Annotated in this window: 26 protein-coding genes, 2 tRNA genes and 1 rRNA gene; 2 read left to right on the top strand and 27 right to left on the bottom strand. The window is 43.8% G+C overall.

Annotated features, from left to right (window positions below):
- The 19 genes from LCL96_RS22670 to spoIIE form a co-directional block, all read right to left on the bottom strand.
- Nucleotides 1–87 (bottom strand): 16S ribosomal RNA (locus LCL96_RS22670); the annotation flags it as partial.
- 426 nt (nt 88–513) lie between these two features.
- On the bottom strand, nt 514–2,010 hold the full coding sequence (gene lysS / locus LCL96_RS22675; RefSeq protein ID WP_224945518.1) for a lysine--tRNA ligase: 1,497 nt from the start codon (nt 2,008–2,010) through the stop codon (nt 514–516).
- Nucleotides 2,011–2,246: 236 nt separating this feature from the next.
- Complete coding sequence (locus LCL96_RS22680) at nt 2,247–2,471, bottom strand: helix-turn-helix domain-containing protein (protein WP_224945519.1); 225 nt, start codon at nt 2,469–2,471, stop codon at nt 2,247–2,249.
- Nucleotides 2,423–2,947 (bottom strand): 2-amino-4-hydroxy-6-hydroxymethyldihydropteridine diphosphokinase, encoded by a 525-nt coding sequence (gene folK / locus LCL96_RS22685; protein ID WP_224945520.1) that lies wholly within the window; start codon nt 2,945–2,947, stop codon nt 2,423–2,425. The genes LCL96_RS22680 and folK overlap by 49 nt, the downstream gene beginning before the upstream one ends.
- A gap of 1 nt (nt 2,948) precedes the next feature.
- Complete coding sequence (gene folB, locus LCL96_RS22690; RefSeq protein ID WP_224945521.1) at nt 2,949–3,308, bottom strand: dihydroneopterin aldolase; 360 nt, start codon at nt 3,306–3,308, stop codon at nt 2,949–2,951.
- Nucleotides 3,301–4,074, bottom strand: coding sequence for a dihydropteroate synthase (gene folP / locus LCL96_RS22695; RefSeq protein ID WP_224945597.1), 774 nt, complete (start codon nt 4,072–4,074; stop codon nt 3,301–3,303). Before folP ends, folB begins: the two co-directional genes overlap by 8 nt.
- A 52-nt stretch (nt 4,075–4,126) precedes the next feature.
- Nucleotides 4,127–4,996, bottom strand: a complete 870-nt coding sequence (gene pabC / locus LCL96_RS22700) for an aminodeoxychorismate lyase (protein WP_224945523.1) — start codon at nt 4,994–4,996, stop codon at nt 4,127–4,129.
- Between the two features lie 3 nt (nt 4,997–4,999).
- Nucleotides 5,000–5,584 carry an aminodeoxychorismate/anthranilate synthase component II gene (pabA, locus tag LCL96_RS22705; protein ID WP_224945525.1) on the bottom strand — a complete coding sequence of 195 codons (585 nt, stop codon included), beginning with the start codon at nt 5,582–5,584 and terminating at the stop codon, nt 5,000–5,002.
- Nucleotides 5,581–6,984, bottom strand: a complete 1,404-nt coding sequence (gene pabB / locus LCL96_RS22710; RefSeq protein ID WP_224945526.1) for an aminodeoxychorismate synthase, component I — start codon at nt 6,982–6,984, stop codon at nt 5,581–5,583. Before pabB ends, pabA begins: the two co-directional genes overlap by 4 nt.
- Before the next feature lie 158 nt (nt 6,985–7,142).
- Nucleotides 7,143–8,069 (bottom strand): cysteine synthase A, encoded by a 927-nt coding sequence (gene cysK, locus LCL96_RS22715; protein WP_224945528.1) that lies wholly within the window; start codon nt 8,067–8,069, stop codon nt 7,143–7,145.
- 236 nt (nt 8,070–8,305) lie between these two features.
- Nucleotides 8,306–9,187: a peptidyl-prolyl cis-trans isomerase gene (locus tag LCL96_RS22720; RefSeq protein WP_224945530.1), complete on the bottom strand. Its 882-nt coding sequence runs from the start codon at nt 9,185–9,187 to the stop codon at nt 8,306–8,308.
- A 25-nt stretch (nt 9,188–9,212) separates the two neighbouring features.
- Entirely contained in the window at nt 9,213–10,094 is an 882-nt protein-coding gene (hslO, locus tag LCL96_RS22725) for an Hsp33 family molecular chaperone HslO (RefSeq protein ID WP_224945538.1), read from the bottom strand.
- A gap of 18 nt (nt 10,095–10,112) precedes the next feature.
- Nucleotides 10,113–10,880: a type III pantothenate kinase gene (locus LCL96_RS22730; RefSeq protein ID WP_224945540.1), complete on the bottom strand. Its 768-nt coding sequence runs from the start codon at nt 10,878–10,880 to the stop codon at nt 10,113–10,115.
- 658 nt (nt 10,881–11,538) lie between these two features.
- Entirely contained in the window at nt 11,539–13,500 is a 1,962-nt protein-coding gene (ftsH, locus tag LCL96_RS22735; protein ID WP_224945542.1) for an ATP-dependent zinc metalloprotease FtsH, read from the bottom strand.
- Between the two features lie 103 nt (nt 13,501–13,603).
- Nucleotides 13,604–14,152, bottom strand: coding sequence for a hypoxanthine phosphoribosyltransferase (hpt, locus tag LCL96_RS22740; RefSeq protein WP_224945544.1), 549 nt, complete (start codon nt 14,150–14,152; stop codon nt 13,604–13,606).
- Nucleotides 14,153–14,155: 3 nt separating this feature from the next.
- Nucleotides 14,156–15,559, bottom strand: coding sequence for a tRNA lysidine(34) synthetase TilS (gene tilS / locus LCL96_RS22745; RefSeq protein WP_224945546.1), 1,404 nt, complete (start codon nt 15,557–15,559; stop codon nt 14,156–14,158).
- A gap of 67 nt (nt 15,560–15,626) precedes the next feature.
- Nucleotides 15,627–16,628 carry a protein kinase domain-containing protein gene (locus LCL96_RS22750; protein ID WP_224945598.1) on the bottom strand — a complete coding sequence of 334 codons (1,002 nt, stop codon included), beginning with the start codon at nt 16,626–16,628 and terminating at the stop codon, nt 15,627–15,629.
- Nucleotides 16,597–17,337: a VWA domain-containing protein gene (locus tag LCL96_RS22755; RefSeq protein WP_224945547.1), complete on the bottom strand. Its 741-nt coding sequence runs from the start codon at nt 17,335–17,337 to the stop codon at nt 16,597–16,599. The genes LCL96_RS22750 and LCL96_RS22755 overlap by 32 nt, the downstream gene beginning before the upstream one ends.
- 95 nt (nt 17,338–17,432) lie before the next feature.
- A complete protein-coding gene (spoIIE, locus tag LCL96_RS22760; RefSeq protein WP_224945548.1) occupies nt 17,433–19,919 on the bottom strand; it encodes a stage II sporulation protein E in 2,487 nt (828 codons plus the stop codon).
- A gap of 288 nt (nt 19,920–20,207) precedes the next feature.
- On the opposite strand from spoIIE, the gene LCL96_RS22765 reads away from it, so the two are divergent.
- A tRNA-Met gene (locus LCL96_RS22765) sits at nt 20,208–20,284 on the top strand.
- Nucleotides 20,285–20,293: 9 nt separating this feature from the next.
- Nucleotides 20,294–20,365 (top strand) — tRNA-Glu (locus LCL96_RS22770).
- 45 nt (nt 20,366–20,410) lie between these two features.
- On the opposite strand, the gene LCL96_RS22775 is transcribed toward LCL96_RS22770, so the two are convergent.
- The 8 genes from LCL96_RS22775 to LCL96_RS22810 all read right to left on the bottom strand — a co-directional run bounded on the left by LCL96_RS22775 (nt 20,411) and on the right by LCL96_RS22810 (nt 26,769).
- A complete protein-coding gene (locus LCL96_RS22775) occupies nt 20,411–20,881 on the bottom strand; it encodes a DinB family protein (protein WP_224945551.1) in 471 nt (156 codons plus the stop codon).
- A 523-nt stretch (nt 20,882–21,404) separates the two neighbouring features.
- Nucleotides 21,405–21,830 (bottom strand): S1 domain-containing RNA-binding protein, encoded by a 426-nt coding sequence (locus LCL96_RS22780; RefSeq protein ID WP_224945553.1) that lies wholly within the window; start codon nt 21,828–21,830, stop codon nt 21,405–21,407.
- 74 nt (nt 21,831–21,904) lie between these two features.
- Nucleotides 21,905–22,294 (bottom strand): FtsB family cell division protein, encoded by a 390-nt coding sequence (locus LCL96_RS22785; RefSeq protein WP_224945554.1) that lies wholly within the window; start codon nt 22,292–22,294, stop codon nt 21,905–21,907.
- 41 nt (nt 22,295–22,335) lie between these two features.
- Nucleotides 22,336–22,989: a spore cortex biosynthesis protein YabQ gene (gene yabQ / locus LCL96_RS22790; protein WP_224945555.1), complete on the bottom strand. Its 654-nt coding sequence runs from the start codon at nt 22,987–22,989 to the stop codon at nt 22,336–22,338.
- Nucleotides 22,986–23,288 (bottom strand): sporulation protein YabP, encoded by a 303-nt coding sequence (gene yabP / locus LCL96_RS22795; protein WP_044340620.1) that lies wholly within the window; start codon nt 23,286–23,288, stop codon nt 22,986–22,988. Before yabP ends, yabQ begins: the two co-directional genes overlap by 4 nt.
- Before the next feature lie 98 nt (nt 23,289–23,386).
- Nucleotides 23,387–23,656 carry an RNA-binding S4 domain-containing protein gene (locus LCL96_RS22800; protein ID WP_224945599.1) on the bottom strand — a complete coding sequence of 90 codons (270 nt, stop codon included), beginning with the start codon at nt 23,654–23,656 and terminating at the stop codon, nt 23,387–23,389.
- A 21-nt stretch (nt 23,657–23,677) separates the two neighbouring features.
- Entirely contained in the window at nt 23,678–25,138 is a 1,461-nt protein-coding gene (gene mazG, locus LCL96_RS22805; RefSeq protein WP_224945556.1) for a nucleoside triphosphate pyrophosphohydrolase, read from the bottom strand.
- Between the two features lie 17 nt (nt 25,139–25,155).
- The gene (locus tag LCL96_RS22810; RefSeq protein WP_224945557.1) at nt 25,156–26,769 is read right to left on the bottom strand and encodes a polysaccharide biosynthesis protein; all 1,614 of its coding nucleotides are present in this window, start codon (nt 26,767–26,769) and stop codon (nt 25,156–25,158) included.
- Nucleotides 26,770–26,895 lie beyond the last annotated feature (126 nt).

Below are 26,895 nucleotides of genomic sequence, written 5' to 3' on the forward strand. Positions count from 1 at the left end.
GAGCAAGCTCCCATCAATCCGCTCGACTTGCATGTATTAGGCACGCCGCCAGCGTTCGTCCTGAGCCAGGATCAAACTCTCCGATAAAAGTTTGAATAGCTCTTTAAAAATAAATCTAGTATTAACGTTGACGTATTGTCTTGTTTTGTTCAGTTTTCAAGGTTCAATGTGTAAGTGCTTCGTTTGAAGCGACCCTTTAAATATTACATTATTAACTCTTTCAAGTCAATAACTTTTTTTAAAAAGTTTTTTTATGTTGTGTGTCGCGTTTTGCGGCAACAGATAATACTATACCACCATCAATACAGGCGCGCAAGGGTTTTGTTGATTCTTTTTTATCAATTGATGAATATCCGTCAATCGACACTGTTTTTATTCCTTTTACCGTAATATGTAGAAATAGAAAGAGAGTCTTTCTACCTAAAAAGCGCACCATTCTATTATCTGCCAGGCTTCTAATATAGATTCAAAAAAACAGCCGGGGCTAGTGCCCCGGCTGTTTCACATATTCTATTAGTCACGGTGACGCATTAATGGGAATAATAATACGTCGCGGATCGATGGAGAATTCGTTAACAACATAACCAGCCTGTCAATCCCAATCCCCAGTCCACCAGTTGGTGGCATTCCATATTCAAGAGCCTCAATGAAGTCGTTATCCATCATGTGGGCTTCGTCGTTTCCTTCTTCTCTTTCCTTCAGCTGAGCCTCAAAGCGTTCTCTTTGATCGATTGGATCATTAAGCTCTGTGAAGGCATTCGCATGTTCACGTCCAACGATGAATAGTTCAAAGCGGTCAGTAAAACGTGGATCCTCATCATTTTTCTTCGCAAGTGGAGAAATTTCCACTGGATGTCCATAGATGAAGGTTGGCTGGATCAGCTTATCTTCCACTTTTTGCTCGAAGAATTCATTTACGACATGTCCATACTGCATATTATCCTTGATTTCGATACCGTGTTCTTTCGCAAGGGCACGAGTATCTTCGTCGGACATTTCCTGCCAGAAGTCTACACCTGTGTGCTCTTTCACCGCGTCTACCATGTGAAGACGAGTCCACTCGGGTTCAAGATTGATTTCGTAGTCTCCATATTGAACAGTAGTCGATCCGAATACATCTTTCGCGATGTGAGCGACAAGGTTTTCCGTTAGAGCCATGATGTCGCGGTAATCTGCATAAGCTTCATAAAGCTCGATCATCGTGAACTCAGGGTTATGCCTAGTTGAAACACCTTCGTTTCGGAATACCCGTCCGATTTCGTATACTTTTTCAAGTCCACCGACGATTAAACGTTTTAGGTGAAGCTCGATTGCGATACGCATGAATAACGGCATATCAAGAGCGTTATGATGGGTATTGAATGGGCGGGCAGATGCTCCCCCAGCAATGGCGTGCATCATCGGCGTCTCCACTTCCAGGTATCCGTTGTTATCCAGGTATCTTCTCATAGATTGGATGATGCGGCTGCGGGCGATAAACGTTTCCTTGCTTTCCTGGCTTGTAATAAGATCCAGGTAACGTTGACGGTAGCGCTGCTCGACATCTTTTAAACCATGGAACTTCTCAGGCAGCGGGCGAAGCGCTTTTGTCAGAAGTTGAAATTCTTTCGCTTTGACTGATAATTCGCCAACCTTCGTTTTAAATACCGTACCTGTGATCCCTACGATATCACCAAGGTCTGCTGTATTGAATACTTCATATGCCTCTTCACCGATGGCATCTTTACGGACATAGATCTGAACTTGTCCAGCGAGGTCCTGTAAGTGGGCGAATCCCGCTTTTCCTTTTCCACGTTTCGTCATGATACGGCCCGCGATGGTGACAGTAATATCTTTTTCTTCTAACTCTTCTTTAGAAAATTCATCATATTGAGCTTTGATCTCGGATGAACTGTGTGTGCGATCATAGCGTTTACCGAATGGATCCTGTCCTTTTTCACGGATGGCTTCCATTTTTTCACGTCTGACTCGAAGCTGGTCATTGATTTCTTCGTGACTCATCTGTTTCACTCCTATTCTATCTGCTTGCTTTACTAGACTATACGATTATATACCATACTATTTTACACAATATCTATATTTGTAACACCCCTAAAGTAAGAGTAATTTCATAAACATACTCCGGCGTGTAGAAATACTATTGAAAAAAATCTAAAAAGGCCGTTCCAACTCGGTGACAGGGTCACGCTTTGGTTCCAGCCTTTTTTAGAATAACATAAAAAGAAATACAAGTGAATCAACCGACATTACTCACTATGTTCCTGATCTTCATGCGGGATCAAGTCATGCAGCGGGATATTCAGCACCTCTGCTACGTTCGCTAAGAATTCTTCTTTCGGTATCCGACTCCCTCTTTCCACTTCTCCAAGGACAGAAACGGAGATGGAAAGTTCCTTGGCCAAACCTTCCTGAGTAAATCCTTTTAGCTTTCTGAATGCACGAATGCGTCTTCCCCATTTATCTGTTTCCATAACCGAACTCCTTCTTTGTCAGGTATTTCGTCCAGAAATTCAACGAACGGGGCATTAAAAGACGGGTGCTCAATGCGCGGAGCAACCTCTAATAACGGTATTAACACAAAAGCTCTTTCTTGCATCCTTGGATGAGGGATGAGGAGATTCTCCGATTCAATCGTTTCATGATTAAAGAGTAAGATGTCGAGGTCTATGATTCTCGGACCCCACTTGAACTCTCTTTCTCTCCCAAGGTCGATTTCCACCTGCAAGCATTGGTGTAGTAGAGTTTCTGGACTTAATTTGGTGCGAATTTCGATGACCATATTCAAAAATTCATCTTGTTCTGTATATCCTACCGGGTCTGTTTCATACATGGAGGACCGTTTCGTTACCTCTATCTTACCATGACTGCCTAAGATGTTTATGGCTTTTTCTAAATAACCCGCCCTGTCTCCCATATTGGAACCAAGTGAAATGTATGCAGTATTCATCCTATCGACTCCTATTAATCTCCACCGCCACCGATTGATAATGTCCGGGGATAGGTGGATCAGGTTTGATTAGTGTGATTTTACAGCTCTTTACGATGTCAAAAGTACTTAAGATTCTGGAAGAGATCTCCTCAGCCAATGCCTCTACTAAATTCTTAGGCTCTCCCTCGACCACTGATTTGGCGATGGAATAAACCTCCGCATAGTTTACGGAGTCTTCTAACTGATCACTTCGGCCGGATTTCTGTAAATCTACATGCAACTCTACACTGACCCGAAAACGCTGCCCAAGTTTGTTTTCTTCTTGAAATACACCATGATAGCCGTAAAACTCCATCTCGTTCAATAGAATCTTATCCATACATCTTCTCCTTCCCAATGAGAGCGTCCATCATCTTCGCCATCCGGGCCATTTCCTTCACATCATGAACCCGAACGATGTGACAACCCTTTTGAATGCCGTAGCATACTGTAGCTCCTGTCCCTTCCATCCGCTCCTCTACAGGAAGGTCCAGTACTTGTCCGATCATTGACTTTCGTGATGTCCCGAGAAGCACCGGATATCCAAGGGAGACGAGGATATCCAGATGCCTCATCATATCTATGTTCAATTGTACCGTTTTGGCAAAACCAATACCAGGATCCAGGATGATTTGTTCGTCTTTTACCCCGGCTTGTTTCACCAAGAAGATGCTTTCCTGCAGATCCTGGATCGCATCCCGGATGAAGTGGCTGTATTCTTTATTGCCCCTGTTGTGCATAAGAATAATGGGGGCACCCGTTTCCGCTGCCACCTGTGCCATTTCAGGATCTTTCTTCGCACCCCATACATCATTTATGATACTCGCTCCTGCTTCCAGGGCTTTTCTTGCCGTCTTAGCTTTATATGTGTCGATGGAAATCGGTACGTTCACTTCACGGGAAATCGCCTCTATAATCGGCACAACCCGTGAAATTTCTTCTTCAGCCTCAACGACCTGGTGTCCCGGCCGGGTAGATTCTCCTCCGATATCAATGATGTCTGCACCCATGGCCACCATTTCTTTCGCACGTTCCACTGCCACGTTTAATTCATTGAAAGATCCACCATCCGAAAACGAATCAGGAGTGATATTTAGTATTCCCATGATGAGGGTCTTCTCTGTAAAATCAAGTTCGTATTTTCCGCACTTCACTGCGTCATCCCCCTAATTGTAATTCTTCGATAGAATTCAAGTGTCGTTTATATTTCGAGTATTGTTCATAGAGCAGCCTTACCATCTTTCCCTTCCGACCGGGAAAATGTATGGAACCAATGGTCCTTACCGGGATGATCTCCTGTACGGAATTCGTGAAAAAAACCTCATCCGCTTCAAGTAATTCCTCTTTACCAAACAGACCCTCCCGAACAGGCATATCCAATTGATAGGTAAGGGCGAGGATGAATCGGCGGGTAATCCCGTTTAAGAGACCGGTATCTACCGATGGAGTGAATAACTCTCCGTTATTTACCCAGAAGAGATTAGAAGTGATCCCTTCACACAGGTGCCCTTCTTTTGTCAGAAAGATACCTTCTTGATCGAGTGATGGGCCGATCTCCCTTTTCGCCGCCATATTGTTCAGATAATGGTGAGATTTGAGGCGTTCCCCCGTTTCGGGAGTGTTTCTCCTTAGGCTTAGAAATACCCCTTCTTTTTCTCTCAACGGTTCTGTAGGGGGCAATTCCTTTTGAAACAAGATAACGGTCGGGTTCTCATACGGGGTCGTTTTCAACCCGATATCCCCCGCACCACCGGACACATTGAATCGGCAATACGCATCCATTAGTTCGTTTTTCTCCAGAAGCTCAGAAATATACCGTCTGATCTTTTCCTCATCCAGATCAGCCGCTATATTCAATTCGTTTAACCCCTGTGATAATCTGTTCAGATGATCTTTTAACAAAAAGGGATGGCCATCATATGTGCGAAAGGTTTCAAACACTCCCATTCCGTACAAGTACCCATGATCAAATGGGGAAATGGCTGCTTCTCTACTATGAACAACGTCTCCGTTCAGATATAGATACATCTATCATGCCATCCCGACTTTTTTATAGGACTGCAAGAAGTTAAGAAGCAATTGCTTCCCCTGTTCTGTCATGATGGATTCAGGATGGAATTGCACTCCCTCAACCGGCAGATGTTTATGTCGGATCGCCATGATTTCCCCTTCTGGTGTTTCGGCTGAAATCTCAAAGCATTCCGGAAGGGTCTCCCGTTTCACGATCAGGGAATGATACCTTGTCGCATTGAAAGGATTGGACAACCCCGCAAAAAGCGTTTTCCCATCATGGGTAATCGGAGAAACCTTCCCGTGCATCAACCGTTCAGCACGGACGACGTCTCCTCCAAATACTTGGGCAATCGACTGATGACCGAGACACACGCCGAAGATCGGGATCTTCCCGGCAAAGGTTCGAATCGCCTCCATACTTACACCGGCTTCATTCGGACTGCATGGCCCGGGAGAAATCATCAAATAATCCGGTGACAAAGCTTCAATTTCACCCAGGGTGACCTCGTCGTTTCGTTTCACTATTAATTCTTCCCCGAGCTCTCCTAAAAACTGCACAAGATTATACGTGAATGAATCGTAGTTATCTATCATAAGGATCATAGATTTTCTCCTTCCGCCCTTGCCTTCGCTACCCATAGGGCTTTCGCTTTCTTTAATGACTCTTTATATTCGTAAGCCGGATTGGAATCGATCACCACTCCCGCTCCCGCTTGAATATGACCTTTTCCTTCTTTCACAAGCATTGTCCTGATCACGATGTTCAGTTCCATATCGCCATTCACACCGATCCAGCCAATGGATCCCGTGTAAATGCCCCGTCTGACCGGTTCGAGCTCTTCAATGATTTCCATCGTCCTCACTTTGGGCGCACCCGTAATCGTTCCACCCGGAAAAACAGACCGGATCAAGTCAGCTCCCGATTTGGTTTCGTCCAACGTCCCTCTTACATTGGACACGATGTGCATGACGTGGGAATATTTCTCGATTACCATGAACTCATTCACTTCCACCGTCCCGTATTGGCACACTCTTCCCAGATCATTGCGCTCCAGGTCCACAAGCATCACATGCTCGGCTCTTTCTTTTTCATTATTGATCAGTTCAAGGGCAAGTTTCTCATCTTCTGCGGCATCCTTACCACGGGAACGTGTACCGGCAATCGGTCTTGTGCTTACTTCCGTCCCTTTTTTCTTCACCAACAGCTCAGGTGAACCTGAGACAACTTGGAAGTCAGGGCTGTGAATATAGCTCATATAAGGTGACGGGTTTAATTCCCGGAGCTTTTTATAAACCGTGTATGGCTCTCTGCGCAACTGCTGAGACTGCCTGACAGATAAGTTCACCTGAAAGACATCCCCCTGTGAAATATACGATTGAATCTTCTTCACTGCCTTTGAAAATTCTGCTTCATCCATCGATACTTCTATATCTGTCGAACCGGCATAAACAGGGTTTCTATCGACCTCGGCCACCGATGAAGATGCATTATTCCACGAGGCTGTCCAACTGGAAAGCTTTACTTCAGCCATATCCGGTCCTTCATCAGATAAAATCATCGTCCACAGGCAATTCTCCTGATGGTCGAATACGGCCCACTCCTTCAAGTAGTAGAAATAGAGGTCGGGAACCTCAAGATCATCCTTTCCAAGCGAAGGAAGTTTCTCAATCTTTCTTGCGTAATCATAACTGATAAATCCGATCACCCCGCCCTGAAAATCAGGCAGGTCGTCTCTTCTTTCTGTTTGAAGGGGGTTCATCCATTTCTCCAACTGAATAAGCGGATCTCCACTTACCGTTTCTTCCCCTTCTGCATTCTGTATTCTCAATCCTTCCGGAACACTTTGTAAAATGACGTCAGGTTTAAGTCCAGCCACACTATATCGTCCACCACGTCCACTTTCTAACAAAACATGATGCGTCTGATGTTGACTAAGCTGTTCGTACGCTGCGAAAAAATGTTCTTTAGTTGATTGGTTTTTATGAAAATATAGGTGCTGCACTAACCCCTCACACTCCTAATCTTTATCTTCTTTCATGATACATGAACTTCGAAAAGGTTTCATCGTTAAAAAATTGTAAGTAGGATTTGCTGAGCAGGTTTTCATGCATAAAAAAAGACCCTGAAGCAACATTTCACTTCAGGATCAGGTATAGATGATTATTCTTCATCAAATTGATAAAGAGGAGTGCTTAAATAGCGTTCCCCGTTACTTGGGATGACGGCGAGAACTTTTTTCCCTTTCCCTAACTTCTTCGCTACTTCAAGGGCTGCATAGATGGCTGCACCGGAAGAAATTCCGCCAAGGATCCCTTCTTCCTTTGCCGCTCTTCTGGCATAGTCGAAAGCGGAATCTTTATCCACCTGTATGATATGGTCATATACATCTGTATCTAAAATATCAGGGATGAATCCGGCACCGATTCCCTGAATTTTATGTGGACCGGGCTTTCCTCCTGATAGTACAGGGGAATCCGATGGCTCAACGGCATACAATTCAACAGATGGATAATGCTTTTTCAGCACTTCTCCCACTCCGGTGATTGTCCCGCCTGTACCGATTCCTGCAACGAAAGCATCCAATTGATCGCCCATTTGTTCAACGATTTCAGGTCCAGTCGTTTCCCGGTGGACTTTCGGATTGGCGGCATTTTTAAATTGCTGCGGCATGAAGTAGCCTTTTTCTTTCGCCAATTCTTCCGCTTTGCGAATGGCTCCTCCCATTCCTTCTGCACCTGGCGTTAATACTAGTTCGGCACCGTATGCACGTAACAGGTTCCGCCGCTCCATACTCATCGTGTCCGGCATGACAAGCAAAGAACGGTACCCTTTAGCGGCAGCGACCATGGCAAGGCCGATACCCGTATTGCCACTCGTCGGTTCCACAATCGTATCTCCAGGTTTAATCGTCCCAGCTGCTTCCCCTGCCTCGATCATCGCCAGGGCGATACGATCTTTTACAGAGCTGCCCGGGTTCATATATTCTAGTTTCAAATATACATCTGCACTGGTTTCATCCACTAATCGATTTAATTTCACCACTGGAGTCTGACCTATTAATTCTGAAATTGAATTGGCTATTCTCACCGTCCATCACTCCTAATTCCAAGTAAATTTGTTGGTTTTAATAAAATGTAACAATATTCAATTAACTTGTCAACGATATTGCACTCTTTATCGATATACTCTAAAGACGAAGATAATCGTTGATCCCTATACTTAACACTCACCTATATTTATATGCACTCTACACTTATCCTATGTTTCGTTGAAAAAGGTCTGACTATGTAAAAAAGAGCCGACAGAAAGTCAGCTCTCCTCCTTTACTCCTGCTTACCGTAAAACCATTCGACCTTCAACTCATCCCAGAAGGATTCCGGCTTAAGAGGTGTCTCGATCTGATCCAAAGCAATTTGCCTGCGGATTTGTGATTTGACGTCTTTGAAAGAAAAATGTCTTTCCTTCAGGATATCGTCTACATAATAAATAACATACTCTGAATCCTGTTGAACCGGTGGAGTCCATTCACCTTGTGACAAACGTTCCACCTCTGCTTTTGCATCCCCGGATAGAATATCGCCATCCAACGGGACATACCCAATGTCCCCTCCGAGGTGTGCACTTTGCTCATCGGTTGAACGTTCCATGGCCAACGCTTCAAAGTTCGAACCGGCTTCAAGTTCCTTCAGTACTTGCTCTGCTTCTGTACGATCAGCTACCTTCAGCTGCTTCAGCTTGTACATCTTAGAAATGGAATACTGGTCCTCGTTCTGAGTATAGAATTTTTTCAGCTCTTTCTCCGGCACCTGGACATCCTTTGTAATGAGCTCCTCTAGCAATAGCTCAGATTTAATCTGCTCTTTGAGAGTGTCTTCATCTTCATTATTTTCTTCATCATATGCATTATAAACCGATTGGATAAGGTAGTATTCCTGTTCAACTTCTTTATTCGACACGGAAATATCGTATTTCTTCGCTAATTGATTGACCACTTTTTGATTGATCAAAGCCCTTAGCTCTTCTTTCCCATGTTGCTGCTCAAGTGAATACAACCAATCCTCCCTAGTCACGGATTCTCCGCCAACCGATGCCACGACTTCAGGGGTACCGACTTTACCCGAGGACCAGTTCCACACAAGTGTAATCAGATTCGTGACAAGCAGTACCCCGATGATACCCATGAGTACAGACCGTTTTATTCTCATTTCTCCCATTCTCCCCGGTTGTGATTTATTGCTCAGCGCTGGATTTCAGCTCTTCTAGCTCCTCTTTCGAAAACACATACACTTCATTACAGAAGTGACAGCTTGCTTCCGCACTTCCATCTTCATCGATCATGTCTTGAATTTCCTGTACACCCAAGCTGATGATGGCATTGGAAAAACGCTCTTTATTGCATTGACACTTGAATTCTACCGGCATTGTTTCCAGTACTTTGACTTCCCCTTCACCAAGGACTTCTTCCAATACCTCTTCAGGCGTAAGACCTTTTTCAATCAATTTCGAGATTGGTGGGATCTTGGCCAATCGTTCCTCGATTTTCGTAATCGTTTCATCATCCGTACCAGGCATAAGCTGCAGGATGAATCCGCCTGCTGCAAGGATTGTATTGTCCGGGTTCACCAATACACCTACCCCTACAGAAGATGGCACTTGTTCTGAAGTGACGAAATAATACGTAAAATCTTCTCCAAGTTCTCCAGAAACAATCGGAACCTGGCCGGAGAAATGGTCTCTCATCCCAATGTCTTTTACAATCGATAACGTTCCCGTTGTACCGACCGCACGTCGTACATCAAGCTTTCCATGTTCGTTCAGATCAAAATGGACATGAGGGTTTGATACGTATCCTCTGACTTCTCCTTTTGCATTACTATCCACCAGAATGGCTCCGATCGGACCGCCACCCTCGACTTTGACCGTTATTTTATTATCACCTTTCAGCATAGCCCCCATCATTACTCCAGCACTGATGCTTCGGCCAAGTGCTGCTGATGCCGTCGGCCATGTATCATGTCTTCTTTGTGCTTCTCCTACTGTATCCGTGCTTTTCACTGCATACGCACGTACCTGCCCATTATAGGCTAACGCTTTTACTAAATAGTCGCTCATGTTGAAGCTCCTTTCACTTTAGTTCATATTTCTCTTATAGATTAATTTTAAGCCCTTCAACGTCAGGAAAGGATCTACCACGTCAATGCTATTGGATTCTTTCGATATCAGTGTCGCTAAACCTCCCGTTGCAATGACCGTTGGCTCCTCCTTACTTTGTGCTTTCATTCTTTGAACGATACCTTCGACTTGTCCAACATATCCATAAAGGATACCTGCCTGCATAGCCGTAACGGTATTCTTTCCGATGATCTGCTCAGGACGAGCGATTTCAATCCTTGGCAGTTTGGCAGCCTTAGAGTAAAGGGCTTCTGTTGATATCCCTATCCCCGGGGCGATCGCTCCACCCATATATTGTCGTTCTTCATTGATATAGCAATACGTCGTCGCTGTTCCGAAGTCAACGATTATGAGAGGACCACCGTATTCGTGAATACCAGCGACAGCATTGACGATCCGATCCGCTCCGACTTCCCTTGGATTTTCATACTTAATATTCAAGCCTGTCTTGATCCCAGGACCAACGACAAGGGGAGTGATATGAAAGTACTTCTCACACATGCGTTCCAAACTAAACATGATTGGAGGGACTACAGAAGAAATGATAATTCCGTCAATCTCCTCAAACGTCAGATGAACATGCTCAAACAGATTTTTGACAAGCATCCCAAATTCATCTTCCGTTTTATGTCGATTCGTCTCAGCTCTCCAATGATATTTTAAATGGTCATTTTCATACACACCAAACACAATATTGGTATTCCCTACATCCATTACAAAAATCAATATCCTCACCTACTAAACCAATTGTTTTCACACTGCCAACATCATACCATAATTTATTTAGAATAGGTACAAAAGCGCAAGGGCTTTGAAAGAGGCGACAAGCATAAGATGAACATGACTAAAAGGCGTTTTTTTGCCTTTTGGGCATGTTTAGCTTATGACCTCGAGCCTCTAAGCCCTGGAGCTGGATGAGTACAAAAGCGGAACCGGCTTGGTCAGATCCGACAAGCATAAGATGAATGGGCCGGGAAGGCGTTCTTTGCCTTCTTGGACCATTTAGCTTATGACCTCGAGGATCTAGCCGGTGGAGCTGGATGAATACAAAAGCGAAGGCGGTTTGGTCAGACCCGACAAGCATAAGGCGACTTCACCGGAAAGGCGCTTTTGGCCTTTTTGGTGAAGTTGACTTATGACCTCGAGGGGCTAACCGCCGTAGCTGGATGATACAAAAGCGCAAGGGCTTTGCCTAGAGGCGACAAGCATAAGATGAACATGACTAAAAGGCGTTTTTTGCCTTTTGGGCATGTTTAGCTTATGACCTCGAGCCTCTAAGCCCTGGAGCTGGATGAGGACACCCGTTCCACTTCCACAAAACCAACAACCAAACTCTTCCCAAAAATAAAAAGGATGCACCCACAAGTGGGTGCATCCTTCACGATCACGTACGATCAGAATCAGAATCGTCTTCCTTTGAAGCCGTGTCTTCTTCGATCACGTTTTCTTCATTTTTCTTTTGGATATTCACTTTTACATCACTGTTATCCTGATCGGATTCATATGTGCGTTCAGGCAGTTTACCGTGATCCATTAAATGCTTGATTTGTGCGGCATCCAATGTTTCAACATCCAGTAATGTTTTGGCGATGAGTTCAAGCTTGTCGCGGTTCTCAGTAAGAATTCGCTTCGCTCGTTCGTAGCTGTCTTTGATCATACGCTGCATTTCTAAATCAATTTCGTAAGCAATGGCGTCTGAATAGTTTTGTTCACTATTGATGTCGCGTCCAAGGAATACTTGACCACCTTGGGATTGACCGAACTGAAGTGGTCCAAGCTTATCACTCATACCATACTCAGTGACCATCTTACGAGCGATTCCAGTAGCGCGTTGGAAGTCATTGTGAGCACCAGTGGAAACATCTCCGAAGATGATTTCCTCTGCTACACGACCACCGAGTAAACCAGTGATCTTATCAAGAAGCTCAGGCTTCGTCATAAAGTAACGATCTTCTTTTGGAAGCATGACAGCATATCCGCCAGCCTGCCCACGAGGAACGATGGTTACCTTATGTACCATATCCGCTTCATCAAGGACTAATCCGATTACGGTGTGACCCGCTTCATGGAATGCCACAATTTTGCGTTCTTTTTCCGAAATGACGCGGCTCTTCTTGGCAGGACCCGCAATGACACGGTCAGTTGCTTCGTCGATATCGCGCATATCGATTTTCTTCTTATCTTCACGTGCCGCCACAAGGGCTGCTTCGTTCAGTAAGTTTTCTAAATCGGCACCTGAGAAACCTGGTGTTCTCATGGCAATCGCTTTTAGATCCACTGAATCATCCAGCGGTTTGTTTTTAGAATGTACACGAAGGACAGCTTCACGACCATTTACATCCGGGCGGTCTACTGTGATTTGACGGTCGAAACGTCCTGGACGCAGTAATGCTGGATCCAGAATGTCAGGTCGGTTCGTTGCAGCGACGATGATGATTCCTTCGTTCGCTCCGAAACCGTCCATTTCAACGAGTAATTGGTTCAAGGTTTGTTCACGCTCATCGTGACCTCCACCTAATCCTGCTCCACGTTGACGACCGACTGCATCAATCTCATCAATGAAGATGATACATGGTGCATTCTTCTTCGCATTTTCAAATAAATCACGTACACGAGATGCACCGACACCGACAAACATTTCAACGAAGTCGGAACCACTGATGGAGAAGAACGGAACTCCTGCTTCTCCGGCTACTGCTCGTGCAAGTAGGGTTTTACCTGTACCTGGAGGTCCCACTAAAAGGACACCCTTCGGAATGCGGGCACCCACTTCAGAGAATTTGCGTGGATCCTTTAAGAATTCCACTACCTCTACAAGTTCTTGCTTTTCTTCATCGGCTCCCGCTACATCTTTAAAGCGGACTTTCTTCTTCTCTTCGCTGTAAAGCTTGGCCTTACTCTTACCGAAGTTCATAACACGGCTGCCGCCGCCTTGAGCTTGGTTAAGTAAGAAGAAGAACAGAATGAAGATGATGACGAACGGAATGATGGTTGTAAAGAAAGATACCCAGCCGCTTGTTTCTTTGGCCTGCAACACTTCAACATCAATGCCTTGCTCTGATGCCGCTGTATTGATCTTATCCATCAACTTTCCATCTGTGGTAAGGACATAAGTCAAGAAGTACTCTCCTTCTTTAGCCCCTTCCATTTGTCCTTTTACTTCATAAACACCTCTGCCAGGCTGAATTGAAAAAGAAGAAACGTCTCCGTCTTCTAGCTTATTAATAAATGTACTGTACTCGATATTTTTGGTTGGCTCGTTGTTGTTGCTGAAATAACTCACCACACCTATGATCACTAAAAAGACTAGTAAATAGAATATGGTGTTTCGAAAGATCCGGTTCATCCCTTACCTCCTCCCACGGGTAAACAAACTAAGTAAAATAGTATCATAGAAAATCATGGCATTACAACAAATTGCACTTGCAAGATTCCTCTTTAGAATATACTTATTCTCCCGTTGTATACACTCTTGGTTTTAAAACACCGATATACGGCAGATTACGATATCTTTCAGCGTAATCAAGGCCATATCCGACCACGAACTCGTCAGGGACAATGAAGCCTACGTAGTCCGCTTTGATGTCTGCTTTACGGCCGCTTGGCTTGTCAAGCAGAGTGACAATGCTGATGGATTTTGCTTTGCGGTAGCGGAAAAGCTCAACAAGATAGCTTAATGTTAATCCGCTGTCGATGATATCTTCAATGATCAGGATATCCCGACCTTCCACCTTTGTATCTAAATCTTTCACAATCTTTACTTCTCCTGAAGAGACAGTAGAATTACCGTAGCTGGATACGTCCATGAAATCCATTTCCATATGAGTATCCATACGCTTGCAAAGGTCAGCCATGAATGGCATTGCACCTTTTAATACCCCAATTGCCAAAGGAAAACGATCTTGGTATTCCTCTGTTAATTGAGCACCCAGTGCCTTGATCTTTTCTTGAAGTTCTTCTTCTGAAATTAATACTTTCTCAATATCTTGGTTTAACAATGTTCAACTGCCTCCTAGAAGATGATTGCTTATAAATTGTAGTACTAAACGATTCTCTTGCTCTTCTCCCAAATCGTAGATGGACTTCTTCATTCCCGGAACCCAGAGTATATGATCGTCTGCATCGACTACAATTGGCCATCCATCGCGAAGATGCGTGGGAAGCTTATGGTCGATAAAGAGGGTTTTGAGCTTCTTGGAGCCTTCCATCCCCTTTACTTTCATTCGATCACCGATTCTCCTCGAACGCACATATAGCGGAAGGGTTACCTGACTCGGATCAAGATAGATCGTGTCGCCGACCAGGTCTTGAGCAGGCGGGGAAGAATGGAGAAGGAACTGATATCCGCCTTGAATATCGAGCCTGTCGTTAGCCGGAAGTTCATAACAATATGGAACCTCGGTCAAGGCTAATTCCCCAAAGTGAAAATAGCATGTATGATACGCACGCGTTACCTTTAGCCCTTCTGGTAAATCTATGCTGGCATTCGGCGTTTTTCCTTTTAAAATACCCAATACATCGTAAATATGTATAGACGATAAGGAAGATGGTCTTCGTTTGTAAAGATAGTTTAATATTAGATTAATCCCTCTCCTTTGTAAAGGCTGAGCCATTGCGAGAAAACCATCGATATGTAAAGACGAGTAAACACCGGTGTTATTCCATACTTTATTCAACTTTTTCTTCGTTAATTCCTCTAAATATGCCTCATCTTCTGCCAATTCTTCACTGAATCGCTGGAATTGAAGATGCACATGGGGGTTTTCTTGTTTTAAGAATGGAAGTACCCGATTTCGAAACCGGTTCCTCGTATAATCTTCCTTCTGATTGCTTGGATCTCTTCTCGGGTTCAGGTCATGTCTTTCACAATAGTTCTCGATGTCCATCTTGGTCACAGAGAGGAACGGTCGGATGATTTCACCGTCAGCAAATGAACGCTTTAATGGAATTCCGGACCTGGATGCACCTGACGCACCCCTTGTCATTTTCATCATGATAGTTTCAACCTGATCATCGCCATGGTGACCGAGAGCAAGCTTAGAAGCAGACAGCTCTTTCATGATCCCCTTTAAGAATTCATAACGGATCTGACGTGCTGTGTCTTGCGTGCTTCCTTTTGTACGCTCGATTTCCAGTGCGACATCCACTCTTTCTCCATAAAAAGGGATGTTCCGGTGATGGCAGAACTCCTGAACGAATAGAAGCTCCTGATAGGACTCATCCCCTCTGAACATATGATCAAGATGAGCCGCAGCCACCTCTACTCCAAATTCAGCTTTATTCGAGTCAAGAAAATGGAGAAGCGCTAAGGAATCGGGACCACCTGACACTGCCACAACAATGCGGTCTCCCTTTAGAATGAGCTGATGATCTTGAATGAATCGTTTAGTCGTTTGCTCTAACATTGTCTTCCTCTTCCTAAAACCATTTTCCTCATTGTATCAATTTCTCAGGCTTCCTTACACTATTACGCTACATCAATTCTCCATAAATATACAAAACGTACAGAAGCGATACGATGATCACGACAAGCAAAGTCTCCAGGAAATGACTGGATTTTTTATTCCGCTGGTTCTGATATCTGCTTGTGTGGGGAGAAGTTGTCTTTGAAGGAGAGCTTCTCGGGACTGACCGTTGTACTTTCGGTTTCGGCTGTTGTACCGAATGAGAACGTGATAGTCCATGTAAGAGGCTCTCTCTCATTTCACTTGCTGACTGGTATTTCCCCTCCAGGGCATCCTCTATCGTTCCCGCAAACCTTTTTAATTGATCCTTGGAGTCAATGGCCTGCTTTAGTTGTTTCATATTCCCGTCTGAAGATTTGGTGAAACGTGTTGGGTAAGCAAGATTGATAAGGATCATTCCTACAGAGAAAAGATCATAGGAGGGTTCCGCCCTTCTCGATCCCCCTATCCAATATCCTCTATCAAAAAACTCCGTAAACTCCTTAATGGCACGGCCATTGATAGTGGTGCCCCCAACATCGATGCAGCGTATCCGGTAAGGAGGACCCGTCACAATCAAGTTTTCCGGCTTTAGATCCCCGAACACCCATCCTTCTTTATGAATACGTTCCAGGTCTGAGAGGAGCTGGGCAATGAGTACACCTGTCCAGGAAAACCCTTTGGACTGCACAAATGACAACAGGTCTGTTCCCTGTATATATTCCATGACATAAAAATGGATTTTCTGACCCCTGACCTCCCAATCATCCACATCAAGAAGCTTTGGCCCAAGGGGGGAGCCTTGGACCTTGGAGAAAGATTTTAATACATTGACCTCTGATGTGATCGACATATTGCTGTCACTCATTTTCAATGCCTGATACCCAGATGATCCCTGCACGAGATATACCATGCCATTGGCACCGTACCCTAATTCTTTTACGACAGTGTATATATTCTTATACCACTTTCCTCTAATAACCGTTCCAGGGGGAAAACTAAATGGTTTCTTCGAAGTATTGTTCATCATCGCCACGAGAGAGCAATCCCCTTAATGAACGTTTTTTCTTAAAGTGTGTAATGGCCTCTGAGATGGCCGGCCCTGTTGGAGTGATCCCGCCTGGAGACAGTTTAGAGAAAATACTCGTTAACGTTTCAAGCTTCGGTGTCCAATCCAGCAATTTTTCGACATCTTGTCTTTTCCCGGGAAATACAAAGACAGAAAATTTATTATCCCCCATCCTGGCATTCAAGCTTAATGATAGGTCCAATAAGGCTTCCTTGACTGTCGGAAGCTTGTGTTTCATACTTGCAGACGTATCGACAAGAATCAACACTTCCATATCAACGGATTCACCCAGTTCATCCACAACTTCCATGACCTCTCCACGCTGCTCGGGTGGGAGCTCCTCCATGGATGCGGATTTTCCGAGGATTTGTTTTAACTCCTTATTTACAACCCCCTGCAATGTTTGTGTCATCGCCTTACGCGTAACCATCTGTACGGTTTGAGAAAGTGTTTCCGCATATACAATCTGGCTCACTCCACCCCCCGATAGAGCAATCCCTTCAATTTCCTGCATTCCATTGTCATCTATAACATCATTGTCCATTACGCCGATCACATTGACCGAAATTCCCTGCTCCTTGGCAAGGGCTGCCATCGCAATCGGGTCTTCTCCTTGATTCGAGCAACCATCCGTAATTAAAAGAATTTGACGAAGTGTACCTGGCTTCATCAGACTCCCCTCCTCATTCTAAAGTTGATATCATCTTCGCCGAATAAGGAGGGAATTATACTCTAGTTAACTATTTTTATAGGATATTCTCTACCCTAGGAAATTTTATCTTTTGCTTTTGCTTTGTGCATTGGGATGGAAGACCATTTCGGTATATTATGTTTAATTTTCGAGACTACGATGGTCATATCATCCTCTATGAGACCGGAACTCGACCGGATAACCTCCTCCATTAAAATATCCGCTACTTCCTGTGGATCCTCGGTTTCGAGTTCTTTAATTTTCCTCTTCATCCACAGATCATAATTCTCTACATGTTTGGGTCCCTCGAAGGCACCATCACTCATCATGATGAGAAGATCTCCTGCTTTCAACTGTTCTGACACGACATCGACATCAAAGTCCTGCTGAAGCATCCCCATCGGTAAATTGCTGGCTTCCACCTTGAGGATTTTATCCCCCCTCTTGATGAAGCTTGGGGTCGATCCGATTTTCAAGAACCTAGAAGAAGCGTTCTGCAGGTCGATCATAGCAAGATCTAATGTGGAGAAAATTTCATCATTCGTCCTGAGGGACAGGATCGAGTTGATCGACTTGATCGCAACCTGTTCTTCAATACCCGATTCCAGTATTTTCTTTAACAGTCTCAGTGTCTCATTGCTTTCATAATGAGCTCGTTCACCATTCCCCATCCCGTCACTGATGGCAACGGCATATTTCCCCCTTCCTAATTCAATCATGGAATAACTGTCTCCTGAAACCAAACCTCCTCCTTTTGCCGCATGGGATGCTCCTGTATCGACTACGAATTTTTTAGCAGATTGAAAGGTGACATGACATTGACCATTTGGAAATTGGGCGCACTCCTCCTTTTGTACAACGATGTTTTCACCTAAGATATCCGACAGCATCGGTGCAATAAGCTTTTCCCCCTGTCCATGTCCACCGCAATATGGCATGGTGATATCGATATCCACATTTCCTTGCTCCAGATTATAGATTTCAATGTTTTCAATCTCGATTCCGAACTCTCCGATACTCGAGAGGATTTGCTCTTCCTGAAGATGATGATTCTCCCTTTCCCTTTGGATTTCTTTCGCAAAATTCCCCATTACTTCTGATACCCCAAGCAACTGATCAGCCACCAGCTTCCTGCTTTCCTGAACCTGTTTCTTCAATTTCAGATTGGCTTGATAGAAAGTAAGCTCCTGATAAATCGTATCCTTCAACTTCTTCTCCCTCGTACAATGCTTTTCCACTTCCCTTGCCAGTTTCGGAGAAAGCGGGACCCTGCCCTGGTCGTATTCAGTCATCACATCTTTCATGAGATTATAGGTTTTATCAAAATTCCGTGCCCAACACTGGTCTTTCTTAAAGCATGTTTGACATGTCTTCTCCGTGACATTGCTTAAGAAGTAGTCAAACTCTTTATCTTCCTCCTCTTCAAACCGTTCTTCTATTTGTTGAAAGCTGTTCGATAATGCCTGGAACACCGACGAAAACTGTGTGACCCGATGAGCGGTCACATCCCTGACCCGTCGCATGTATCCTTGTTGATCCTGCTGATATTCAGCCGTACCGGGTATATGCCTTGCAATTTTAGACGTCAAGCTTTGCGGAGTTAAAAAGAGGAGTAGTATCGCTACTCCCGATTCATAAAGTGTTTTTGTAAGGACCGTATCCGTATCTCCGTACATTCCCATTAATAGCGTAGCGATTAACAAACCGATTGCCGCTCCAAATTTCTTCCCTTCTTTCATAAGACCGCCCAGAAGACCGGAAAAAGCAAGCAAGCTCATTTGATAAAAGCTTGAAACATTGGCTAAGCTGAAGACAAGACCGGTTACCACCCCTACAGTCGAGCCCACTGTGGCTCCGGCGATAAAGGAGAATAGAAGGACCAGATATCTTGATAGAACATGTTCTACAGACAGATTGTACAAAGACCAGCCGATCGTTCCTGTCATGATGGAGGCCAATAGAATGATCAAACTGACCACTTCTTCGGTTTTCAGCGATTTTCTTCTACGCTGAACCGTAACGAGAGGTACACTCTGGATAAAGATATAGGTTAAGAGAAACGCAAGACTCGCTTCTATCAGCGCCATCACTCCGTTGTAAATCGTCAAGGCTTGTCCCTGTTGAATGTAATCGAAGCCAAGTTTAGCAGCCATGACGGTAAAGAAGACATAGAAGGCAACAGCCCTCACATTATTCTTATGATATTTCTGAGATAACCGAAAAGCTAATAGGAATATTATTGCACTGCCAAACGTATAACTGATACTAGGAATCGATAAAGTAAGAGCACCTGCGAGCAATCCAATGAGGGCAATCGGTGACTTCTCTCTTCTGATAATATAAACCGAGGCAAAGAACGGCAGGGCAAATGGCGACAAATGTGAAAGGATCAAGGCTCTCCCGAGTAAAAATCCAATCACGAATAAGGCAATCCCCTTTTCTACAAATAACCACTCAAGCTTTGAATAAACGGACCGGATCCCCTTGGACAGTTCCACCCTCGTGTGTTCGATATCCACGTTCTGGACAGGTTCGATGATCGACTGATCGACTTTCCCCATGTATGAAACACTCCCCATTTCTTTTTTTTTAGTATAAATGGTACGAGCTTAAAACTTTGTCAAAATGAGGGAATGTATACCAAGAATGTTTCGACGACTTTCTATCGTTTACGTTAAAATATTCTGAATATTCATTTTGTAGAATGTATGGATTTCCTGTTTTTTCTATTCTAATGCTTGTGACATCAGACTTAAGGGAATTTTGACAAAATCTTTACGGTCGTATATTGACAAGATAATTCTTTCTAGGTATCATAGATTTTGTGCCAAAAAGGCGCATATCCATATGGCGGTGTAGCTCAGCTGGCTAGAGCGTACGGTTCATACCCGTGAGGTCGGGGGTTCGATCCCCTCCGCCGCTACCATATTGTCCTGGCCCGTTGGTCAAGCGGTTAAGACACCGCCCTTTCACGGCGGTAACACGGGTTCGAATCCCGTACGGGTCATAGAAAAAAAGACTATCTTTGGATAGTCTTTTTTGTTTGGCTATTTTAAGCCTTTTCTGCAGATACCACTTCTTCGATCTGCTCTTGATGATGTTTATCGTGACCGATGAAGTCTTCAAAAAATTCTTCAAGGGTAAAACTTTGATCTCCGACTTTAAATGCCTGCCTGAAATCATCGTCCGAAAGACCTTTCACATACGTTATCAGTTCATCCCTCGTTTGTACCCCTTCTTCGATCAAGCCTTCCTGATTTGCCACACGATGCGCATATTCTTCAGCCGCACCATTAAATTCCTGAAAGTCCGGAAATGGTATAAGTTCCACCCCTTCTTTCGCATGTGGAAGGATCTCTCTTAAGGAATATTGGTCCCATTTGATGATGTGAGAGACATTGGCTGCGATTGACCATTTCCCTTCCTCCATCGGCTGGATCCATTCTTCTTCACTTATCTGCTTCAACTCATTCAGCCACACCTTAAACGATTCGTGATGATCAATGATCTGTTCTTTTTTCATTCATACTGCCCCCACTAAATGATTTACTAGTATCTATTCGGTATGGGATGGTGAATTTCCTGTTTGAGGCTTTAATAAAAACAATAAGGCTGTTATCGTAAACATTGTTGATGTTTGACGTAGCCAGCATTGGTTGATTTCCGCTCCAGGTGCTCGCTTTCCGCGGGGCGTGAGTTGAGCCTCCTCGGGCTAAAGCCCTGTGGGGTCTCAACATTCACGCGTTTCCCGCAGGAGTCGAGCACCTTCCGTTCCAATCAACTGTCCAAGAATAAGTTTTTTACTATAACTAAAGAAATATCAGAATTCTTAAAACTGAACTAATCGAATGTAGTTATAGTTAAAGCCTCTTTCTCCTTGCTTTTATTAAAACCATTTAGCTCTGCCACCTAAAGCTTCTTTATAGGTGTGGGGAACAGCATAGACTACATATCTTTCAGTGCAAATAAAAAAACAGGCATACTCATCAAAATGAGTATGCCTGTTTTCCGTTCACAACCTGCTATATGGGTTAATAGACAGCAAGTTAACCTTTTTTCGCCCCTCTTCCACCACGACGAGATTCAGTATTTTTCTTTAAAGATGATAAACGATCTTCACTGTCTTTCAAGAAACGTGCCATCTTTTGTTCGAAACTTTCTTTCGTACGTGTGTCGTTCGGTTTGTTATTACTACGCGGGCGTTGAGGACGCTGAGGGCGCTGTGGGCGTTGTGGTTGCTCTTTCGCTTTACGGATGGATAAACCGATCTTTCCATCTTTCTCAACATTAATAACTTTAACCGTTACTTCGTCGCCGACTTTAAGGTGTTCGTTAATATCCTTAACATAGTTGTCTGCAACTTCACTAATGTGAACTAAACCTGTTGAACCTTCCGATAATTCCACGAACGCTCCAAAATTTGTAATACCTGTTACCTTACCCTGTAACTTGCTGCCTACTTCGATTGACATAAAAGAAATGCTCCTCCTTAAAATTATAAAAGATAAACCTTACTATATATTATAGCCAATTAAAAAAAAGAGTGTCAATAAGACTCCTCTTCTTCTTTCTCATTATCTGATTCTGGTATGTTGAAAATAATCTCACCTTCATCTGATAAAAAGTAATCCCGGCGCGCCAGTTTGGCAATATATTCATCATCGTTAAGCTTCACAATCTCTTCTTCGAGTGCTGATTGCTTATCTTTCAGATGTTCCAGCTTCTTTTCCAATTGTGCTTTTTCCGTTTGTTTATCTTCTAAAACCTGGGCTCTGGAAATGAGGGTCGAGATTAAAAATCCACTAATTGCCAACACTAATACAAAGAAAACTGCTAATCGACGGACCAAACGCTTTTTTCTCTTAGAAGAAGATTTATGCATATGCTCCTGATGACGGACATATTCATTTTCCATTGATGTCACGTTCTTTCTCATTCCCAAACCTCCTTTTCAATATGGAGTGACAAAGCCTGACCCTATTCTTTATCTTTGGGTTTCTTTTTGAACTTTTCTGCCACTCTATATACTTTTTTGATGTACACTTTAATATTTCCTGCCATTTTATTATATAACTTCTCGACTCTTTTTGTAAGATTTTTCGGCAATAAATTCCAAATACCCTTTAAAATCCACCCTATTGGTGTGATTACGAGCTTAATCGCCCACTGTACCAATTTCCATATGACCTTTAACAGGAATAATATGACGGATAAGAGCCCTTTTCCTATAGATAATACAATCGTAATAAGAAGCACAATCATCCATTTTATCGGTGAATAAATCAATTTCTTCACCATTTTTACAGCAAAATTATACAAGGCGATAAAAAACTGTATCAGCCGCTCCAGAAAGCCCAGGTAATGCTGTTTGATCAATGCCTGGTATCCCGCAAATCCGCATAGCAACGCAAGGAAAATATAAAAGCGGATCTCTCCGAAATTAACGACGAATAAAATATAAAAAATCGCCAGGGCCTGTAATACCCAAAACATGATGTCATTGATGAATACAAGCCACCGTTTTCTCTCGGAACGATTCAAGAACCGGGAGTATGTGTCGAGTGCCGCACCAAATAATGCTCCCATACCGATCATGGAAAGCATGGTATAGAACTGGGTCGAGAGGGTCATCGAAACAGCTTGCTAAAGAAGCCTTTAGCCTTCTCCCCATTTTGTTCATCCAGATAAACGAGATCAAACACCTTTCCTTTTATCGAGACGATGCCTTTATCCACGTCCAGATTTTTCATCTGAAGGTTCTGGCCTCTGACAGAGAGGAACCCCATCACCGTTTCCAGAAGGAACTCTTCGTTATCGAAGCTTTCCACCTGTTTCACACCGGTGATGTCCAGAAGCTTGCGGCCCCTCATCATCACGTCGTGTTCCTGAAAGGTCGTTTTATCTTTGTTTCCATCATAATATTGATTCATATCCATCCCTCACATTCCCATAGTACAAGCTTTGTAACTATGTTTATGTGTTCAGGGGAAATTTAGAACCAATTTACAGATCAAAAGCTATGTAACCCTTACTCCGTTTCTTCATGAATTCTTTCTTCTGAAAGGACGGAATAAAGCCCGCTCGCTTCTTCTTTTTTCGTTGTTTCCAGAAGCCTTTCTATCTTTACCCTCATAATCCTCTGGCCAAACCTTACGCTCAGTTCATCCCCGACTTTCACATTGGAGCTCGCTTTTGCCTGCAGGCCGTTTACGGTGATACGCCCCTGATCGGCAATCTCCTTCGCCAGTGTTCTTCTTTTGATAAGTCTTGACACTTTCAAAAATTTATCTAGTCTCATCGATACCATAGTTCTTCCCCCTTATTCGATATTCATCTTTTTCGCTTCATTCCAAAATTGGTCTAACTCTTCCAATGAAAAATCCTCAAAGCTTTTTCCGGATTTCAGTACCTGTTCCTCTACATAGGAAAAGCGGCGGAAAAACTTCGTGTTCGTCATGGCCAATGCTTCCTCTGGAAAGATCTTATAAAACCTTGCTACGTTGACGAGAGCGAATAACACATCACCAAATTCTTTTTTCATGTGGTTTTCACTATTATTCTCGACTTCGTTTTCAAACTCCTTCAATTCTTCCCATACTTTTTCCCATGCACCTTGAGGATCTGCCCAATCAAAGCCTACTTTCGCGGCCTTTTTCTGGTATTCATATGCCTTCATAAGAGCCGGCATCCCTTTTGCGACGTTTATAAGCATCGGTTCATGGTCTTGTTGCTTTTCACTTTTCTTGATTTCGTCCCAGTTTGCTTTCACCTGTTCCGTGTTCTCCACTTGGACCGTACCGAACACATGGGGGTGTCTGCGGACCATCTTGGCAGACAAACCTTCCATTACTTCCTCCATGGTGAACATACCTTCATCTTCTCCGATTTGAGCATGAAGCATGATTTGAAGAAGAACATCCCCCATTTCTTCAATCATATGATCAATGTCTTCTTCCTCGATGGCTTCCAAAAGCTCATACGTTTCTTCCAGAAGATATTTTTTGAGGGAATGGTGGGTCTGTTCTTTGTCCCATGGGCAGCCATTCGGTCCCCGTAGCGTCGAAATGATCTCCCTTAATGTGGCATATTGCTTGAAAGAGGCTTCCATTTCTTTCACCGCTGGGACATAAAGACTGGTTAGATTACTCAGATGCGCTACCCGGTCAAGCTCCACCAGTGGAATACGCTCCACCTTTTCTTCCTTACTTCCAGCTGCCGTCACCAGCATGACTTCATAATCATATGGATATAGCTCCATCAGAGTGAGCTTCACCTCAGAGGCTATGAAGGCATCATACACCTGTCCGATGATGAGCTGTTGTTTCATATGGATATCATGAAGCTTTAAGCTCGTGCCATCCAGGAGTTGAAATCCATCAATCGGATCCGCTCCGACAGAAGCAAATAAAGCATCAATGAAACTCTGCCCCCCACCTATCTCAACCCGAATCTTCCCTTCATCCTGAAGAGCCAGAAGCATCTGGACCGCCTTTTCAGCGACCAATGGGTGACCCGGGACGGCATACACGAGTGAATGTTGTTCTGATGCCGCAACCAGTTCTCGGACAATTTCTTCATATACGAGATCGAACTGATCATGTTTTTCATAAACAGCATCAAAAGAGTGAAATGTCACTCCTTCTGCTGTTAAATCCTTTACAACAGGATGCTGATCTGTCCTCAAATATAGATGTGAACTGCTTTTGATACGTCTGTATACACCCAAAGGAAGCTGTTCTATATCTCCTGCACCTAACCCGACTATCGTTATGGTATTCATGTCAATCTCCTCGCTACTTAATTATTCGGATACACTTTCTCCATCAACCAAACCCACTTACTTCCAAAAGGCAAGAAACTGATTTCTTCTCTTGAAAGGGCGTTCCCTCTTAAAAAAACGATCAGAAATAGCATGCCCCCGATGCATACTCCACCTAATGAAAAAAAGACAGAGAGCAGACGATCAGGCATTCCTTTGTGTAAAAGTGTATCATACACGTGCAAGATCCCCTGTAATCCAATCGTCATAACGGCTCCACTCATCAACAAGGTTTTATAAAAGGAGAGAGTGAGTATGCGGATGGGAAACAGTTTTCTTAAAGATATCACCATCATGATAGCCATTATACTTAATGAGCCTGCCGTCGATACGGATGCCCCCATGATTCCCATGAAAGGGATCAGACAGGCATTACCGAGATATTTAATCATAATGCCTATTAAAATGCAGAATGCGGGGTAATAAATTTTCCCTATACCTTGAAAAATGCCTGCAAATGTCAGAATGAGACAACTGAAGAAGATCGACAGACAGAATACAGCGATGACCGTTGAACCAAGGGCATTTTCAAATAGCATCGTATTGGTGGGCACCATGATGTTAATGATCCCAAGCGTTGCAGCAAAGCCTATGGTGATGCTGATTTTTAGGGAAAGTTGGATATATTCCCTCACTAATGCCTCTCTCCTTTTCAGATAGGCATTGGTCACCAATGGTACGATGGTAAGTGAAATGGATGTAGCCACCACCGTTCCGAGCTGGACGAAGGGCTGGCCCCGGTCATAAATCCCTTTCCACGTTTTCGCAGTTTCTGCTTCCATCCCCGACGATACGAGAAGGGAATATACATTTAAGGAATCAACAAACTGAAGCAGGACCAATAGCATTGCACTGACGCAGATGGCGGTTCCATTCTTGAATAACCTGGACCAAGTATGTACAAATCCAACAGGAAGGGACAGGTATTTACGCGAAAACAATTTCTCTCTCCTAGCGATCAGAAATGATAAGAGAACCAACAATCCCCCAAGACCACCGGTAATCGACCCGAACAATGCTCCGTTCCCGGTCATATATAAGGAGTATCCTTCAGATACCAGGATCGTCGAAAAGATCAGAATCGTCGCTACCCTGATGGTTTGTTCCGTTACTTGAGATACAGCCGTAGGAACCATATCTTCTTTCCCTTGATAATATCCCCTAATGACAGACAAGGGAGCCAGCAATAGGAACGACAATGAAATGACTTGAAGCAACGGCTTAAGCTTCGGATCCCCCATCCAACCGGCGATCAGGCCGGAACCGAAGTAGACGAGCAGGAACCAGGCCAAACCTACAAGACAGAGGAACAAGAAGGAGGTGACGGCCACATGCTTTGCACCTTCCTCATCCTCTTTCTCTAATTTCTCCGCTACCATCTTTGAGATGATTACAGGGAATCCATAGGTGGATAACGCGATGGCAATCCCGTAAAACGGATACACCTGCTGATATATATAAAATCCGATATCTCCAACAATGTTTTGAAACGGCACCCGATAGACAGCACTTAATATTTTTGTTACCAACGCTGCAATCGTTAATACCATGGCTCCTTTCAAAAATTGATTGGAAGAGTATTTCTTATCCAACCAGTTTTCCTGCCTTTCTGTACCACTTATTCTATGAGAGATCCCATCAGATCTAAGAAAAAGCATATATGTACTGGTCATTTTACCATATTGGTCCATATATTTTCTAAAATGGCTGTGTGTGAC

The sequence above is a fragment of the Rossellomorea aquimaris genome, from assembly GCF_020172085.1.
Taxonomy (GTDB): domain Bacteria; phylum Bacillota; class Bacilli; order Bacillales; family Bacillaceae_B; genus Rossellomorea; species Rossellomorea aquimaris_E.